26 protein-coding genes are annotated in these 14841 nt (G+C 59.3%); 14 read left to right on the top strand and 12 right to left on the bottom strand.

Going from position 1 to position 14841, the window contains the following annotated elements:
• The 3 genes from H5T64_06555 to H5T64_06565 all read left to right on the top strand — a co-directional run.
• On the top strand, nt 1-253 hold a 253-nt coding region (locus tag H5T64_06555; GenBank protein MBC7264005.1), incomplete at its 5' end, for a hypothetical protein.
• A gap of 127 nt (nt 254-380) precedes the next feature.
• Nucleotides 381-635 carry a hypothetical protein gene (locus H5T64_06560; GenBank protein ID MBC7264006.1) on the top strand — a complete coding sequence of 85 codons (255 nt, stop codon included), beginning with the start codon at nt 381-383 and terminating at the stop codon, nt 633-635.
• Nucleotides 626-1006, top strand: a complete 381-nt coding sequence (locus H5T64_06565) for a type II toxin-antitoxin system PemK/MazF family toxin (GenBank protein ID MBC7264007.1) — start codon at nt 626-628, stop codon at nt 1004-1006. The genes H5T64_06560 and H5T64_06565 overlap by 10 nt, the downstream gene beginning before the upstream one ends.
• Nucleotides 1007-1108: 102 nt before the next feature.
• On the opposite strand, the gene H5T64_06570 is transcribed toward H5T64_06565, so the two are convergent.
• The 3 genes from H5T64_06570 to H5T64_06580 form a co-directional block, all read right to left on the bottom strand.
• Nucleotides 1109-1411: a hypothetical protein gene (locus H5T64_06570; protein ID MBC7264008.1), complete on the bottom strand. Its 303-nt coding sequence runs from the start codon at nt 1409-1411 to the stop codon at nt 1109-1111.
• Between the two features lie 144 nt (nt 1412-1555).
• The gene (locus H5T64_06575) at nt 1556-2341 is read right to left on the bottom strand and encodes a radical SAM protein (protein ID MBC7264009.1); all 786 of its coding nucleotides are present in this window, start codon (nt 2339-2341) and stop codon (nt 1556-1558) included.
• A 511-nt stretch (nt 2342-2852) separates the two neighbouring features.
• Nucleotides 2853-3164, bottom strand: coding sequence for a hypothetical protein (locus H5T64_06580; GenBank protein MBC7264010.1), 312 nt, complete (start codon nt 3162-3164; stop codon nt 2853-2855).
• Between the two features lie 87 nt (nt 3165-3251).
• Here H5T64_06580 and H5T64_06585 point away from each other — a divergent pair, with 87 nt between their 5' ends.
• The 11 genes from H5T64_06585 (at nt 3252) to H5T64_06635 (ending at nt 9425) form a co-directional block, all read left to right on the top strand.
• Entirely contained in the window at nt 3252-3644 is a 393-nt protein-coding gene (locus H5T64_06585; protein MBC7264011.1) for a winged helix-turn-helix transcriptional regulator, read from the top strand.
• A 42-nt stretch (nt 3645-3686) separates the two neighbouring features.
• Nucleotides 3687-3914 carry a glutaredoxin gene (locus H5T64_06590; GenBank protein ID MBC7264012.1) on the top strand — a complete coding sequence of 76 codons (228 nt, stop codon included), beginning with the start codon at nt 3687-3689 and terminating at the stop codon, nt 3912-3914.
• A 107-nt stretch (nt 3915-4021) separates the two neighbouring features.
• Complete coding sequence (arsM, locus tag H5T64_06595; GenBank protein ID MBC7264013.1) at nt 4022-4792, top strand: arsenite methyltransferase; 771 nt, start codon at nt 4022-4024, stop codon at nt 4790-4792.
• Between the two features lie 54 nt (nt 4793-4846).
• The gene (locus H5T64_06600) at nt 4847-5107 is read left to right on the top strand and encodes a hypothetical protein (protein MBC7264014.1); all 261 of its coding nucleotides are present in this window, start codon (nt 4847-4849) and stop codon (nt 5105-5107) included.
• A 152-nt stretch (nt 5108-5259) separates the two neighbouring features.
• The gene (locus H5T64_06605) at nt 5260-5406 is read left to right on the top strand and encodes a hypothetical protein (protein MBC7264015.1); all 147 of its coding nucleotides are present in this window, start codon (nt 5260-5262) and stop codon (nt 5404-5406) included.
• Between the two features lie 89 nt (nt 5407-5495).
• Complete coding sequence (locus tag H5T64_06610) at nt 5496-6041, top strand: hypothetical protein (protein ID MBC7264016.1); 546 nt, start codon at nt 5496-5498, stop codon at nt 6039-6041.
• A complete protein-coding gene (locus H5T64_06615) occupies nt 6035-6772 on the top strand; it encodes an ATP-binding cassette domain-containing protein (GenBank protein ID MBC7264017.1) in 738 nt (245 codons plus the stop codon). The genes H5T64_06610 and H5T64_06615 overlap by 7 nt, the downstream gene beginning before the upstream one ends.
• Nucleotides 6739-7686 (top strand): SufD family Fe-S cluster assembly protein, encoded by a 948-nt coding sequence (locus H5T64_06620; protein ID MBC7264018.1) that lies wholly within the window; start codon nt 6739-6741, stop codon nt 7684-7686. Before H5T64_06615 ends, H5T64_06620 begins: the two co-directional genes overlap by 34 nt.
• Before the next feature lie 12 nt (nt 7687-7698).
• A complete protein-coding gene (locus H5T64_06625) occupies nt 7699-8298 on the top strand; it encodes a winged helix-turn-helix transcriptional regulator (protein ID MBC7264019.1) in 600 nt (199 codons plus the stop codon).
• Entirely contained in the window at nt 8292-8573 is a 282-nt protein-coding gene (locus H5T64_06630) for a metal-sulfur cluster assembly factor (GenBank protein MBC7264020.1), read from the top strand. Before H5T64_06625 ends, H5T64_06630 begins: the two co-directional genes overlap by 7 nt.
• 72 nt (nt 8574-8645) lie before the next feature.
• Nucleotides 8646-9425 carry an XdhC family protein gene (locus tag H5T64_06635; GenBank protein MBC7264021.1) on the top strand — a complete coding sequence of 260 codons (780 nt, stop codon included), beginning with the start codon at nt 8646-8648 and terminating at the stop codon, nt 9423-9425.
• Here H5T64_06635 and H5T64_06640 read toward each other — a convergent pair.
• From H5T64_06640 to H5T64_06680, 9 genes are all read right to left on the bottom strand, one after another.
• A complete protein-coding gene (locus H5T64_06640) occupies nt 9422-10009 on the bottom strand; it encodes a hypothetical protein (protein MBC7264022.1) in 588 nt (195 codons plus the stop codon). The two genes, H5T64_06635 and H5T64_06640, sit on opposite strands and share 4 nt — an antisense overlap.
• 3 nt (nt 10010-10012) lie before the next feature.
• Nucleotides 10013-10393, bottom strand: a complete 381-nt coding sequence (locus H5T64_06645; GenBank protein ID MBC7264023.1) for a hypothetical protein — start codon at nt 10391-10393, stop codon at nt 10013-10015.
• Between the two features lie 125 nt (nt 10394-10518).
• Nucleotides 10519-10680, bottom strand: coding sequence for a hypothetical protein (locus H5T64_06650; protein ID MBC7264024.1), 162 nt, complete (start codon nt 10678-10680; stop codon nt 10519-10521).
• An 85-nt stretch (nt 10681-10765) separates the two neighbouring features.
• Nucleotides 10766-10969, bottom strand: coding sequence for a flavodoxin family protein (locus tag H5T64_06655; GenBank protein MBC7264025.1), 204 nt, complete (start codon nt 10967-10969; stop codon nt 10766-10768).
• Nucleotides 10970-11030: 61 nt separating this feature from the next.
• Complete coding sequence (locus tag H5T64_06660; GenBank protein MBC7264026.1) at nt 11031-11414, bottom strand: hypothetical protein; 384 nt, start codon at nt 11412-11414, stop codon at nt 11031-11033.
• Entirely contained in the window at nt 11414-11677 is a 264-nt protein-coding gene (locus H5T64_06665) for a DUF433 domain-containing protein (GenBank protein ID MBC7264027.1), read from the bottom strand. The genes H5T64_06660 and H5T64_06665 overlap by 1 nt, the downstream gene beginning before the upstream one ends.
• Before the next feature lie 135 nt (nt 11678-11812).
• On the bottom strand, nt 11813-12643 hold the full coding sequence (locus tag H5T64_06670) for a GyrI-like domain-containing protein (GenBank protein ID MBC7264028.1): 831 nt from the start codon (nt 12641-12643) through the stop codon (nt 11813-11815).
• 489 nt (nt 12644-13132) lie between these two features.
• Nucleotides 13133-13831, bottom strand: coding sequence for a haloacid dehalogenase type II (locus tag H5T64_06675; protein MBC7264029.1), 699 nt, complete (start codon nt 13829-13831; stop codon nt 13133-13135).
• 97 nt (nt 13832-13928) lie between these two features.
• Nucleotides 13929-14807 (bottom strand): hypothetical protein, encoded by an 879-nt coding sequence (locus H5T64_06680; GenBank protein ID MBC7264030.1) that lies wholly within the window; start codon nt 14805-14807, stop codon nt 13929-13931.
• Between the last annotated feature and the right edge of the window lie 34 nt (nt 14808-14841).

Raw genomic sequence — 14841 nt, forward strand, 5'->3', positions numbered from 1 at the left:
CCCCAGAGCGCTTGCTATTCACAGCGAGCGGGATTTGCTCGACGAAGCCCTGGGCTATCTCTACTACTACAACAACGTACGAGAACACTCCTCCCTGGGCTACCAAACACCTTTTGCCCACCTCAAGGAGCAATTGCCAGAGATCGATGAGAACATCAGGTTGGTCGTACCTTTTATGCTCGACAAAGTCGCCGTTGAACTAGGCCCTTGGAGTGGATACCATGTGCTGGCACAGCACCAGCAAGAGACGTGATGCGTGATACGTGATACGTGATGCGTGATAATCCTGTATTCACCCGATGGCATGATTTGACGGTAATCCCAATTGGATGTACAATTTGGAATGACACAAAGATCATCCAAGTGAGAAGACGAGGTCTATGACCGAAAGCCGCACCAACATTCGCAAGGTTACCATCTCGTTGCCCCGCCATCTGTTGGAATACGCTGACCGGAAAGCAGCGCAAATGGGCATCAGTCGGAGCCAGGTGCTCGCCGACCTGTTGGCCGAGATGGCTGCCCGCGAACGCGACACATTGGCCGCCGAGGGCTACCGCTTCTATGCGCAGGAGGCCGAGGAGTTTGCCGCTGCCAGCCTGCCTGCATCTTCAGAGGCGATGGGCTCATGTTCGTAAAGCGCGGCGAAATCTATTGGGTGCAATTTGATCCTGTAAAGGGCAGCGAGCAGGGCGGGCTGCGCCCTGCCCTCGTGGTACAGCAGGATGTCGGCAATCGCTATAGCCCCACCACCGTCGTCGTAGCCATCACAAGTACACTTCCCCCACGGCCCTACCCCTTCGTCGTCATCGTGGACCCCGCAGAAAGCGGCCTGCCCGACCGCAGCGCCGTCAATTGCGCTCAAATAGCCACTATCCAGAAAGATGGGCCGGGCTCACTCTTGCGGCCACCCAGGGGCGAAAACGAAATCCGACCCATCGGCCGCTTGAGTGCGGAGAAAATGGCAGAGGTGGACGCTGCGCTCAAGTACAACCTCGGGCTGGATTAGCGGCGATGGGTTCAAAAACCTCCCGCAGGGTCGGGAACCTGTGGGGGGATCTCGCGGCTCTGTGACCCGCGCATTCCCTCATTGACCCCCAACCTATTCTCCTTACGTTCCGCCGCAGTTGCACTGCGGGTCGCCTGGGGCAATCGCCGCTGAAGTGGAAGTGCGCGGCAGTACAACTGCCGCTGAACAATGCGGAGATGCGAGCCAGCGACCACTTACGAGCAGCCCCGCCGTCGAATGAAATCGCCCGTGTGCGACGGCTACGTATAGGAAGTCCCTGCGGGACTTGATAACTGTAGCCAGCGGATTCATCCGCTGGCGTCGCTCAAAGCCCTCCCGCAAATTCGGGAATCTGCGGGGGATCTCGCGGCTCTGTGACCCGCGCACTCCCTCATTGACCCCCAACCTATTCTCCTTACGTTCCGCCGCAGTTGCACTGCGGGTCGCCTTGGGCAATCGCCGCTGAAGTGGAAGTGCGCGGCAGTACAACTGCCGCTGAACAATGCGTCTTTTGGCCCGTTGACCCCCTCACGCATCACCCCTCACGCATCACCCCTCCCCCCTCACGCCCCTGTAAAACGCCCTCACCCTCACCCCCGTCTCCTTCTCCCCCCACCGGGCGATCTCCTCGAGCCTCTGCGGGGAGACCAACGCGATGCGGGCATCGGGGACGGGCCGGTCGGTGGAATAAATGTGCACCTCTCGGGGCCGGATGCGGGCGATCTGCTGAAAGTAGGCTTGCAGGTCTTCGGCCGTGGCATTGGAAGGCGTCCCCTCGATCAACACCGTCTGAATGTAGATGCCCGACAAGGAGGAAAGCAACTCGAGGATGCTCGTGAAGCGGACTCCCCTGGCTGGCCGGTTGATCAGGCGGAATTTCTCCTCCGTCCCCACGTCCAACTTGAATACGGGGACGTCTATCTTGGGGAGACTTTCGCGCACCGAATCATACACCAGGCCGGTGGAATTGGACAGCAGGGCGATTTTGACCTCGGGCCTGTACTCATCCCGGATCTTCACCACCGCATCCACCAATTCCGCGAATTGTGGGTGCAGGGTGGGTTCGCCGTTCCCCGAAAAGGTGAGGTAATCGAAGTCCAGCGCCGACCGCGCTGCCTGCACTACCGCTCTTACCACATCGTCCAAGGACGGTAGATCCGACAGGCACGGCCGGACGTCTAGGGTGTGTTTCTTCGTCCAGCCGTAGTGGCAATAGACGCAGTTAAAGGAGCACAGTTTGTAATCCCCAGGCATCAGGTTGATGCCCAGGGATTTGCCCAATCTCCGGGAGTTCACCGGGCCATAGAGGATGCCCACTTGCAGCGGGAGCAGCATCGTTCACCTCCATCTCGCGCCAGACCCTGAGTGCACGCCCCCACTGGCCCTGGAAGAGCAGGCAAAGAGCCGTTTGATCCCGCCTACCGGCGTCTATGAGGCCTTCGTCATCCTGAACAGTTTGGTTCCGCAGACCGGGCACGTGCCCTTGATCGCCGGCCGACCGTTCTTCAGAACGACGCGTTCTGGCTTCTCCATTTCCTGCGTCTTCTTGCACTTTAAGCAATACGCCTTCACTTTTGGACCTCCTTTGTTAGGTAGAGCAACTGAACCGATTTCCAATACGTTTATGTCAAGTATACGGTGAGGGAGGCAGTCTGTTTTCTTTACTCCCCACAACAGGAGATCCAGAGGTGAACGGGCATTTTTTCGGCGGCGATCTCCAGGAGAAGTATGCCACACTTTACGGCATTAGTCAACCAGCACGATCGGCAAGTGAACCCACGCCACCACCTTCCACCACTCGTCCGCCCCGATATCAGGCCTGGCATCACGAGGGCGACCGTCGAGGTCATCGGGCGGCGCTGCAGGTGGCAGACCAGCGTCTATGGCCGGGCTGCCCTCCCGCAGGTGGTAATCCCCGTCGGTGCCCCAGGCCGGGCGCAGGAAAAGCGGCCTGGGCGGTGCCGGAAGGCGGGGTGATGATGTCGGCGTCGTACTCGCGCAGGACGTAGCGGCCGCCCAGGATGACCAGCGTGTCACCAGGGGCCAGTTGCCGCGAGCCATAGCCGGGGGTGGCCCAGGGTCGGTCGCGGGTGCCGGGGTTGGCGTTATCGCCGTCCGGGGCGACGTAGACAGAGAGCGATTTGACAATCTGCGACAAAGTAGTATAATTCAACCCGCGTTGAATTATTACCGCCGTTTGTAACCTGTGGGATGGACTGATGGGGATGCGAAAAGGAGCGCTGTGATGGATCCAAGCGTAGCGGATAGGAGAAAACTGGCTGGCCTGTTCCGCGTGCTCAGCGAACCCAATCGTTTGGCGATCTTCGACTTGCTGATGCAAGGCGTGCAGTGCAATTGCGAGATCGGCAAGCGCCTGGGACTGCCCATGAACCTGGTCTCGCATCACCTCCGGGTGCTGCGGGATGCCGGGCTGGTGGAAGCCCAGCGCGAGCCCACCGATGCCCGCTGGGTGTATTACTCCGTCAAGAAGGCGGCGCTGACCGAATGCTGCGCCCGCATCACGGAGTTCCTCGCACCATCGCGCATCCAACCTCGCCTGCCATCATGCGGGCCGGCATCCGCCCAGCCGATCACCGAACGCCTTGTGCCCAGCGCAATCCACCTCGAACGAGATTAGACGGAGGATGGAATCTCTCTGTAGCGAAGAAAGGAACCGTCTATGGCCGAGCAAACGAACGTCACAGTGGAAATCTTCACCAAGCCCGGGTGTCCTTATAGTCGGGCGCTGAAGCGCAAACTCGAGCACGACGGCACGCCCTACGTGGAGCACAACGTGCAAAAGGATGCCGCCGCATTGCAACGCATGCTGGCCCTCAACGGTGGGCAGCGCAACGTGCCCACCATCCTGATGGGCGAGGAGGTGATCGTCGGCTTTCACGGAATGTGAACGGTATAGCAAGTCGGCCGTGAGCCGGCGCGGAACCCTGGGAGAAGAGAGCACCAGACGTAATTTATGTCAAAAATATCCTGAATTCCAACTACGAGGTAATACCAATGGAGACATCGAAAACGCAAAGAATCGTGAGGGAAGCCTACGGCAAGATCGCCCAAGGGCAAGGAGGTTGTGGCTGCAGTTGTTGTGGACCCAGTCCGAGAGAATTCGCGATGGCCATTGGCTATTCCGAAGAGGAACTGACGGTGATACCCGAAGAGGCGAACCTGGCCCTCAGTTGTGGAAACCCCACCGCCCTGGCCAGCCTGAAAGAGGGCGAGGTGGTCCTGGACCTTGGCTCGGGTGCCGGGTTCGATTGTTTCCTGGCTGCCGCCAGAGTGGGCCCAACCGGCAAGGTCATCGGGGTGGATATGACGCCCCAGATGCTTGAGCGGGCAAGGGATACGGCCAGAAAGCATGGGTTCGGCAATGTCGAGTTTCGGCTCGGCGAGATCGAAAACCTGCCGGTTGCAGATAACTCGGTGGATGTAGTGATCAGCAACTGCGTGATTAACCTCTCGCCCGATAAGCCCAAAGTCTTTCGCGAGATCTACAGGGTGCTGAAGCCAAATGGGAGGATAGCGATTTCGGATGTTGCTCTGCGCCGCGAACTCCCCAGGGAGGTTCGAGAGAGTCCGGAGGCGTACGTCCGTTGTGTTGGCGGGGCAATATTGGTGGACGAGTACCGAAAAATCGTCGAGGCATCCGGGTTGAAAGATGTGAGAATCATCGTCGAAGAGCCTTCCTGTTGCGTAGAGTCTATCAACGAGGGTCTAAAAGGCGAATCCGTGGCGGAATGCGTAGCGAACATTTACGTGGAGGGACATAAATGAAATCGGCGGCGATCTCTCCGACCGCCTCTGGTGATGGGAAAGGATAGCGCAGCAATGAACGAACAGGAACTGGAAGAACTGGTGGCTTCGGTCACGCCAGAAAGAGTCCGCCAACTGGTGTTGGAACTGGAACCCCAGCAACCCAAAGCCGATCGGGGCACGGTCCCCCTCTACGCCCTGCTGGAGGCCCTGACCGCGCACCTGCCCCTGCGCGAGGCGGCCGCGCGGTCACCCGTCGAGATGCGCCTGCGAAAGGCGATCATCGCCGCAGTGGCGCAGATTGAGGGCATGACTTTCGTCGAAGGCGACGCTTGATGAACCCCTGATTTCATCTCCCTGGAGGGGAGATAGGGCCCATTTGGATTTCCCTCTCCTGATCGGGCGAGGGGTTTCGCAGTGCGGCGAGGGTGGAGAGCGGCGCATCTGACATCCTGCGCGCCGGCTGCGCAGAACGGAGAACGCGAACGATGAAGAAAGCGTTGGTGGTGCCACTGACCGAAGAGGAACTGCAGAGTTTGTGTCGCATCCTGCTGGACCGAGACGAGAAGGAGGCCTTGCGCTTCCTGGAGGAGCATCTCAAGAAGCCGGCCAACGAAGCACTGGCCGGCGGCTGAAAGGTGCTCATCGAGGTGCCCGGGGCGGGCATCCAAAAAGCGGATGGGCAGCGGCTGTTCTGAAAGAGGGAACGGCTGAAGAGGCAACAATGACCGGAAACGATTTGTTATTGCACAGTTTCGCCATCACCCATATACTGGATTGCATCGCCGACCCGACCAAGAACCGGGTCATTGCCGAGTTCTCTGACAACGTTGCTGCTGTCTTCCCTTATCTGAACGCCACCATCCCCAATCTGATGTATAATCCTGGGGCCAATAGTGTCACCATCAAGCGGCAATGGCGCATCCTCACCTTTTACCCGCACGTGGCAGTGATGGCCAAAGTGGACGGGGTCGAGGATGCGGTCGCTCAACTCACCTGGTTTCAGGAACTGTGCAACGAGACCTGGCAGCGACGGGCGCAGATCAAGCCCTGCTACGAACCGCGAAAGTTGCTGGGGCCACTCGATGTTTATCTTTTGTTGCCACGGCTTAACTGCAGGGATTGTGGTGAGGCTACCTGCATGGCCTTCGCTTTCGAACTGCTATTGGGTGGCCGCCACCTTTCGGAATGCCGGCGTTTGAGCGAACCAGAATACATCGAGGGTGGCCGGCGGTTAGCACAACTCTTGGGAATAGATGAAAAATGCTGAGATTGGAGAACGTAACGATTATCCCCGCCAATTCTGGCGAAGCCATCGTCCACGACGTTAGTTTCACCGTGCGGGAGCGGGAGATCCACGCCCTGGTGGGCCCTAATGGCTCCGGTAAGTCTTCCATCGCCTATGCCATCATGGGACTGGCGGGCTACCGCCCCCAGCAGGGGCGCATTTACTTCCGGGACCAGGACATCACCGCGCTCTCGGTTACCGAACGAGCCCGCTTGGGCATCACTTTGGCCTGGCAGGAGCCGGTTCGCTTCGAGGGCATCACCATCGGGGATTACGTCTGCGCCGGCATCCGCGATGGAGATGGCCAGCGCGTGCGGGAGGCCCTGACCCTCGTCGGCCTGGATCCCGATCTGTATGCCACGCGCAAAGCCGATGCTTCCCTGAGCGGTGGTGAGCGCAAGCGGGTCGAACTGGCGGCAGTGGTGGCTATGCGACCACGACTGATGATCCTCGACGAGCCCGATTCTGGACTGGACATCATCGTCTACGATGAGTTGCACGAGATGCTGTCTCGGATTCGCCGCGACACCGGCGCGGCCATCCTGCTCATCACCCACCGCGAGGAGACAGGGGACATCGCCGACGCAGCCACCTTGCTGTGGCAGGGGCGGGTGCTGAAGACCGGCGACTTCTCCGAAGTGATGCAAGTCTATTGCCTGGCGGCAGGAAGGAGGGAGCGATGTCGCAGCAAGTACTGCCCTATGCCATCTTAGAGAGCGCGCGAGAGGTGGGCTTCGATGTGGACACGATGCTCCAGCCCGACACGCCAAAATTCTTCCTCAACTTCAACCAGATCACCGCGGTCCAAGAGGTGCCGGGACTCATCCTGACCGGACGAGAACTGCCGAACGGCGTCATGGCCGACGTCATCGTCACCAAAGGGACGAAGATCAAGCGCCCCATTCACCTCTGCTTCGGCGTCCTCCCCGAAGAGGGAGTGCAGGAGATTGTGCCGCGCTTCATCATCGAGGACGAGGCAGAGGCATTGATCCTGGCCCACTGCAGTTTCCCCCAGGCCCGCAATCTGACCCACCGCATGGAGGCCCAGGTGATGATCGGGCGCGATGCCCTGTTTTTCTACGAGGAGCGACACTACCACGGCCCCTACAGTGGCGCTCACGTGTACCCCGCTTTTGAGGTGGACGTTGGTCCAGGCAGCCGTTTCGAGACCGTCTTCTCCCTCACTCACGGCACAGTGGGCGAATTGGTCATCTACCTCGACGTCTATGCCCACGAAAGGGCAAAAGTGGAGGCGGTGGCCAAAGCCTATGGCCGCAGCGAGAAAGACCGGGTGCGCATCCGCGATGGCATCTTCCTGGAGGGGCGGGACGCCAGCGGGGTGATCCGCCTGCGGGCAGCGGCCACGGGCGGCGGCGATGTGTTGATGGTGGGCATCACCGAGGCGAACGCTCCCGGGGCAAAAGGGCATGTGGACTGCAAGGAGATCGTGCAGGGCGCGCACTCTACGGCCCGGGCGATCCCCATCGTGCGGGTAACCGATGATCAGGCCCGGGTGACCCACGAGGCAGCGGTGGGGCGGGTGAGCCAGAAGGAATTGGATACCCTTATGGCCCGCGGTTTGACCGAACAGGAAGCCGTGGATATGATTGTGAAAGGGATGCTGTGAAGGAAGACGCTCATGGAGATAAGATACCAATACAAAGGCGTGCCCAGGTTCCGGATCCCCCAACCCTGGTATGAGCATACCAATTGGGAGCCTTGGGACGAAGATCGGGTCAGTTGGCTTTTGGTCAACCGCAATCGGCGGCTCATTGTCCAGGCTCTCATCCAGGGGCCACTGACCCTGGATGAGTTGAGGGAGCGGCTGCAGGTCCACCTGAGCCCTTATCTAACCGACCGCAGTGGCCTCGCGCTGAATATTTCGCCGGAGGCACTGACCAATCACCTGCACGTAATGGAGCACCACGGACTGATCCGCCTGGAGGGAGATCGCTACGCGTTGAACTTGCCGGTCCTGACGCTGGACGACCAGCAAAGGATGGGCCCTCTGGGCGAGGCGTTGGGGCGAGAACTGGCCGAACGCTTGCGCCAGGCAGAGATGGAGCCCGAATGGTTGGATCCGCTTTTGGAGCGGGCCACGACGACGGCTTTGGAAACGTTAGACGATGATTACGAGTGGGAGACCTATCGGCGTTGGGTCGAGGAATACGATGCGGATGTCCACCGTAACCGGACGGTGGCCAGGGCGAGGATACATAAAGTGGAGGGAAAATGCTAACACAAGAGACCATTCTGGACGCTTTGCGTTCAGTAACAGACCCGGAGATCGGGATGAGCGTGGTGGATCTGGGCATGATCCGCGAGATCGTGCTGGGTGATAAGGGAAAAGTGGAGATTAAGATGGTGCTGACCACCCCCTTCTGCCCCTTGGCCAATATGCTCGTGGAACAGGTGCGCCATGCGGCGGCGGTCGTGCCCGGAGTGCGAGAGGCGAAAGTAACCCTGTTAGACGAGCCTTGGGACCCGTCCTGGATGAAGCAATCCGCGCCGTGAGCAGATGAACTCCATTGGCACAGCCGGCGAGGGAACCACAGGCAAGACAGTTTGGCAAAAGGACGGACAGGGATGGAAACAAAAGGCATCATTCAGGCGTTATCGCAGTGTCTTGAGGCCAACGAACCAGTGGCCCTGGCCACCGTGGTGGAGATAAAAGGCGCTTCGCCCGCCCAGGTGGGCTTCAAACTGTTGGTGCGCCCCGATGGAAGCGTGATGGGAAACATCGGCGGCGGGGCGCTGGAGCAGCGAATACGGACGGAAGCGATGGCTGCCCTGAGCGAAGGCAAATCCCGCCTGGTCCATTACACCCTGCGCGAGAAAGGCGCCGATGCCGTGGGGATGCTGTGCGGTGGCGAGGCCACCGTGTTCGTCGAGGTGTATCAGCCAGCGCCCGTCCTGCTCATCGTCGGCGGCGGACACATCGGCCGCCCATTGGCCGAAATGGCGCGCATCCTGGGCTTCCACGTCCAGGTGGTGGACGTGCGCCCCGATCGCGCCACCACCCCCCAATTCGATCCGGCCACCATCACCCCCTGGACTTATGTGGTGGTCATCACCGAGAGCCACATCACCGACGAGCAAGCGCTGCGCCAGGTGCTTGGCACTTCAGCCGCTTACGTGGGTATGATCGGCAGCCGGCGCAAGGTGGGCGTGATCTTCGATCACCTGCGCGCTGAGGGCGTGCCGGAGGAGCGGCTGGCGCGCGTCCATGCCCCCATCGGGCTGGACCTGGGCGGTCGCTCGCCAGCCGAGATCGCCCTGGCTATCCTGGCGGAGATCGTGCAGGTGCGCTATGGCGGGACGGGGACGCCGAAGGCGCAAGTCGCCGAGGAGAGAGCCGAGGCTTAATCCCCCTCCCGCTGGCTATCTCCGCCGTAGCGGCGCAGGAACTCATCGGCGGACATCCATATCTCCGCCCGGCGCAGGCGGATCAGTTGCCGGCGTCGCAGGCTGACGGCGTTAAATGTCCACATCAGGCACCAGGCGTAGAAATTCTCCCAGAATTCGCCAAAACGTCCCAAAGGGCTGTGAAAAGGCACGACAGTGAACCCCAGCCGTTCCATCAGACGCATCCCAGAGGGGCGGTCTGGGGAAAGTAAGACCGTCACCCCACCGAGGGCGCGCGCCCCGGCCAGTCGCGGGTCGTGCTCCATCTGCCGGGCCAAACTGCGCAGCGAGTGAATCAGCATCCGCCGCACCCGGGTGGCCCAGATCAGGTCAGGGCCGGCCGATGGCAGCGCTGGGATATGCTCGTTCCAGAGGTGGAGTTCCAACACCGGCTCGCCGGCTTCCACGACCTCCTGCGATAGTGCCAGCGGGTGCGGCGCGACCGTGAGGCGCAGGCGCAACAGGCAATCCTCATCCTCGCAGTACTCGAAGACCCCGTAGGCTGCGCGGAGCAGGCCGTCGAAGCGGCGGATCAGGGTGCGCATCCCTTACCGCCCGCCGATCAGGGTGATGCCTGCCACCACAAATAAGGTGCCCAGCCAATGGGCAGACGAGATCGGTTCGTCGAAGAGCCATCGCGCTGCCACCACCTGCACGCCGATCACTGCCAGTCCAGTGGTGACCGGGTAGGCCACGTGCAGGGGGACGAAACGCAAGAGTCCGGTCAACGTGAGCACGGTGATGAACCCGGCCAGGTTGCCGACGATTTGCCAGGCCAGGAAGCCCCGCCAAGTCTGGCTGGTGGCGGAGAATTTGAAGCAGGAGTTGGCGATGACATTGCAGAGCAGGTTGCCACCCACCAGGGCGATGGGCACTGCGGTGTTGCCCCCAGCCAACGTTTGACTATTGGGTCGAAAACTGCGCCACATAGGAACGCCTCCCGTTCTCGCCGCCGAGTGAATTCAACGGCTGCGTTTGTGAACTTCGGAAGGAACTCTTGCCCTTGAGGGCTATTTTCAAAACACGAATATTAGGAGACGGTTGCGCATCTTTGTTAGACTACTCTGATCTCTTTCACCAACAAGCCCAGCAATTCCTTGGCCTGCTCTATCGTCCGCGTTTCGTTCAGGATCGCACCCCTCTCTATCTCGCCGCTCCTGGCCGAAAGACCGATGAAGGGCCAGGAGGCTACTGTGATGGGTTGCATATGCAACATGAGCGCGAATTCCTGCAAGTGATGAAGGGTTTGGAAGGCGTTGAAACTACTGCCGCTGGCGGAAACGCAGATGAGGGCGCAAGGTTTACCCGCGAGTATCGTCTTCTATGACACATTCGTAGGGCTTCTGCGCACAGAGGTCGAAACAGAGTTCGCAGGGCCGGATGTTCAACTCGGCTACTTGCAGGATTACCGTCTCGACCTCAGGTAACCCCTGGAATATCTCCCTGAGGAGCAAGTAGGAGTTGCCGTCCTTCCGGTTTGACCCGGCAATGCCCAGGATTTTCATGCTTCACCTCTTTCCGCAGCATTGTCTGCTATTGCCTCCGTGCGGTCTGTGCATCGATTTTTCACCAGTGGATGTGGATCTCTTTCGCAGCGTTCCGTCGCCAAATCGAGAGCCCTGCGTGAGAGACGCGAACCACCGCACCCATTCGCTTTGCTTCTGTGTCCAATTCTGGATGACGCAGAATACGGCGCACAAAAATGGCAACTTCGTCTTTCCCCACAGCCAGACAAACCAAACAGTACCGAGGATGGCATAGTTTGCGGTTGTAGAAGCCCAAGTCACGGGTGAAGAAAGTAACATCGCGGAGTTCATGCAAAAAGGGGATGATTTCTTCATCCTTCATCCCCTTTCGCCCCACATCCAAACCGATTTGACGGGCTGAAATTCCCCACGCCTGCAGCAGACTCCGCTGGTCCTCGAGGACATTTTCATCCAGGACATTCATTAGGAGATTGGCTCCAGAGCAAATTCATCTGCGTGCTTAAGAAATGCCTCGCTTGACAACTTTACAGCCTCAGCGATCGCCTCTTTGGTGATGCTATTGTGCCATTGTTCGATGATCGTCTCCCAAGCCATTCCTTCGGCGACCATCTCGAGCACGTCGGAAACGAATATGCGTGTGCCGCGAAAGGTTGGCTGACCGTGACAGATCTCCGGATCAGCGACAATATAGCGCCCTAGCAGCCTTGCTTGTGCTTTCCCTTTCATCTTGATACCCCCGTAAAGTAACCCGATTATACATCAAAGCATGGCGATTTGCCAACATCCACGTATTGCAAGGCAAGACGTCGTAGCCCGTCGCACTCAGTCCCCCAATCCTCGCACCACCATTCCACACAGCCCTTAGCCGACTCTCTCCACCGGATGCCTCAGGACCGTGCGCAACTTCTCCGGCTTGGCTCGGCGCGGGTCCCCCAGGTAAATCTCGTGGTGCTTGCCACAAAAGCGGAGACCGTTCTCCCGAGCAAACGCCATCATTCGCTCGATGGTCTGCGGTTCCTCCGAATATGGCCCCAGGTGCATGGTCTGCACACAGAGGCCCTCGCGAAAGTCTTCGAAACGGAGGCGAGATAATGCCGGGGTGTCTCTCTTCTTCTTGAGTTGTTGCAGGGCTTCGTGGAACATCTCCGCGGTGATGTGATCGGGCTGCAGGATCATCATGGTCCACTTCCATTCCTGCTGCTTGCTCCAATCGAACTCCCCCGAATCCGTCCACCAAAGCCCCTCCAGCGCCATCACGGTGTAATCAATGGGGTTGGTTTTTCGAAGTTTGGACATGAACTTCAACGTATACGACACCCCGTACAAAGCGCCTATCGCATCCTGAAACCCCTGGGATGTCTCTGGGGTCTCACCGGGCCGGATGGCGCCGTCTATCATGACGAAGTGCAAATTCGGCACATCCACCAGTTCCACCACCTTCGCCGACGGTGCGTACAGATGCTTCAATTCTTTCCTGAGGTCAATTTTCACTGCGGATATCCTCCTTTTCTGGGTGAACGTCCTGCTCCGTTCAGACGGAAATGCTCCTGTGTCCGGACCACTTCTCCAACCAGCCCGCTCCCCACAGCAGACGGGGCGGCGGGCGAAATCTCCAGCCGCCGATCCGCCAGCAAATGAACTCGAAGACGTAGCCCAGCGCCCCGACCGTGTCCATATAGGCGAAGTCCACATTCACCGGCCCCATCGCCAACATACCCCGGACCCACACCGGCACCCCGGCGGCAGCAAGCCCCTCCGCCCATGCGTCCACATCTCGAACCAACACCCCGATGTGATGCAGGACAACCCTCCCCTGGGGATCCAGGCCCTGGTTGTAGAAATCGGAGCCTGCCAGCGGCTCCAACAGTTCCAGTTCGATGCCCTGATAGTAGGCCAAACCCATCCTGCCGCGAACCCTCCGCTCTTCTCCGCGCTCGAGCCAGAGCACCGGCGCACCACCCGCGATGAAGAAGGGCCCGATGCCCTGCCCTTCCAGAGCCCCGGCTGCTCGCTCGACATCTGGGACCACCAGGCCCAATTGGTGGATTGGGGGCAAGTGATGCGTGTCCCTGAAGGCGCGGGCCAAATCATTCACGGCGGCGTGGAAGTCCGGGGTTTTCAGCCAATCATCGAAAAGTAGCACTCCCTCACCCCCTCAAGCGGCTGGGTGAGCCCCTCCGACTACATTAACCCCATCATAGCGGCCAAGGATTGCAGATCCGGAACCTCCAAGTCCGGTCGGGCTTGCGCGGGAGGAGTCGCCCCAAAGCCTGGTTTGTTGTGGCGCCGGTTTACCCATACAGTAGCCAACCCAAGTGCTTTGGCTGGGGCTATATCGTGGTAGAGGCTTTGGGCAACGTGTAGGATTTTGCCCTTGGGCAACCCGATCCTTTCAAAAGCGAGGTGGAAATTGTTCAAAGAAGGCTTGTAGGATCTGGCTTGCTGGGCGGTGATCACCCAGTCAAACTGCGTTTGCAGTCGCTGGGCGGAGAAGGCGAAAAGGTCGTCATCAATATTGGAGATGATGGCCAGTTTGTACTTCTTCTTCAGCGCCTGCAAAGCGGGAGCGGAATCCGGAAAAGCCGGCCAGTCTTTCACCGACTCCGCAAAACGCTGCAATTCCGCCTGCGATGGTGTGAACCCCAGCCTGGAGCCAAATCCTTCCAGCACCATCCTCAGCACGGTCTTGTACTCGCGATACTCCCCTCGCTCGGCCTCGGACTCCAATTCGGCGTAGAGTTCGAGCGCTTTGTCGAGCGTGAGGCGGACGTCATGCCTGGCGAAGATAGGCTGTAGAGTCTCACAGATGCCGGTCTCCCAATCAATCAACGTGCCGTAGCAATCAAAGGTCAGGACTTCAAAGTCATCGAAGTTCAACATGTTGAATTCTCCCGGGATTGTTGCATGTGGATCCATTCAAGGAACCGCGGCTGAGCCGCAGGCTGGTAGCGCGGAGCGCGCGGGCCGAAAGTGCGCGTTAGCCATTGTACCCTCTCATCCGCTCCAGAACCGGGCGCAAATGGACCTCGACATCCTCCAGCAAGGCGATCTCTTTCAGACTGAATCTTCCCCGTAGTTCCTGGATCACTTCGTATCCCAAGAAGTAACCTGTCTCGCTCCTGCCGCAGATCTCAAACCACGAACCGAAAAACGGGGAGATGGGTTCCCCCGCATCTACCGTTCTCACGAACTCGGCGGCCAGCCAGTCCCTGTGTCCCTGACACCAGTCGAGCCAATCACCGTTGCCACGACTCATTTGATGCCAGGCATCCGAACCCAGTATCAGACACTCGCAATATTGTGCGAAACCCTCTTCGTAGAGTTGCCACCAGGGTCCAGAGCCGATGCGTTTCCCCTGTTGTGCTCGCCAATGACGATGCACCAGATGTCCGATCTCATGGGCAACCAAACCCGTGATGGCTTCAGGCTCACTCCAGCCGCACTCGGCGATGTTCTCTAACCCAAACAGAATCGCCGGCGAACCACGAAACGTCGTCGCCCATCCCGCCCCGCAACCAATGCCCACGTAGAGGACGAAAACCGCCTCGCTGTCGAAGTGAAGCACCTGTTGCGCTTTGGAATAGATGTGCTCGCAAGATCGTAGTAGATTCTGATGAGCCCGTTGCATAGCGGGAAGTCGCTCCGCCAGATAGGGGAACACCCTCTCGCGGGCAATCTGTCGCCAGTCTATGTTTTGCGAAGAATAATCTTCGATTTGCTGAGCCAGGAGTTCCGGCCACAGTGACATATACTCCGTTGCCCAACCTTCTATCTGGTCATCCAGGGATTTAGCCTGGGCCCCAGTCCAATAGGTCAAGAAGGCAGGGAAAGTATCCACAAACTCGCACGTAGGCATTGCGTCACTCGTCCACACATAGGCTGGCGAACGG

This window comes from Chloroflexota bacterium, from assembly GCA_014360825.1.
In the GTDB taxonomy this organism is placed as follows: Bacteria; Chloroflexota; Anaerolineae; order UBA2200; family JACIWT01; genus JACIWT01.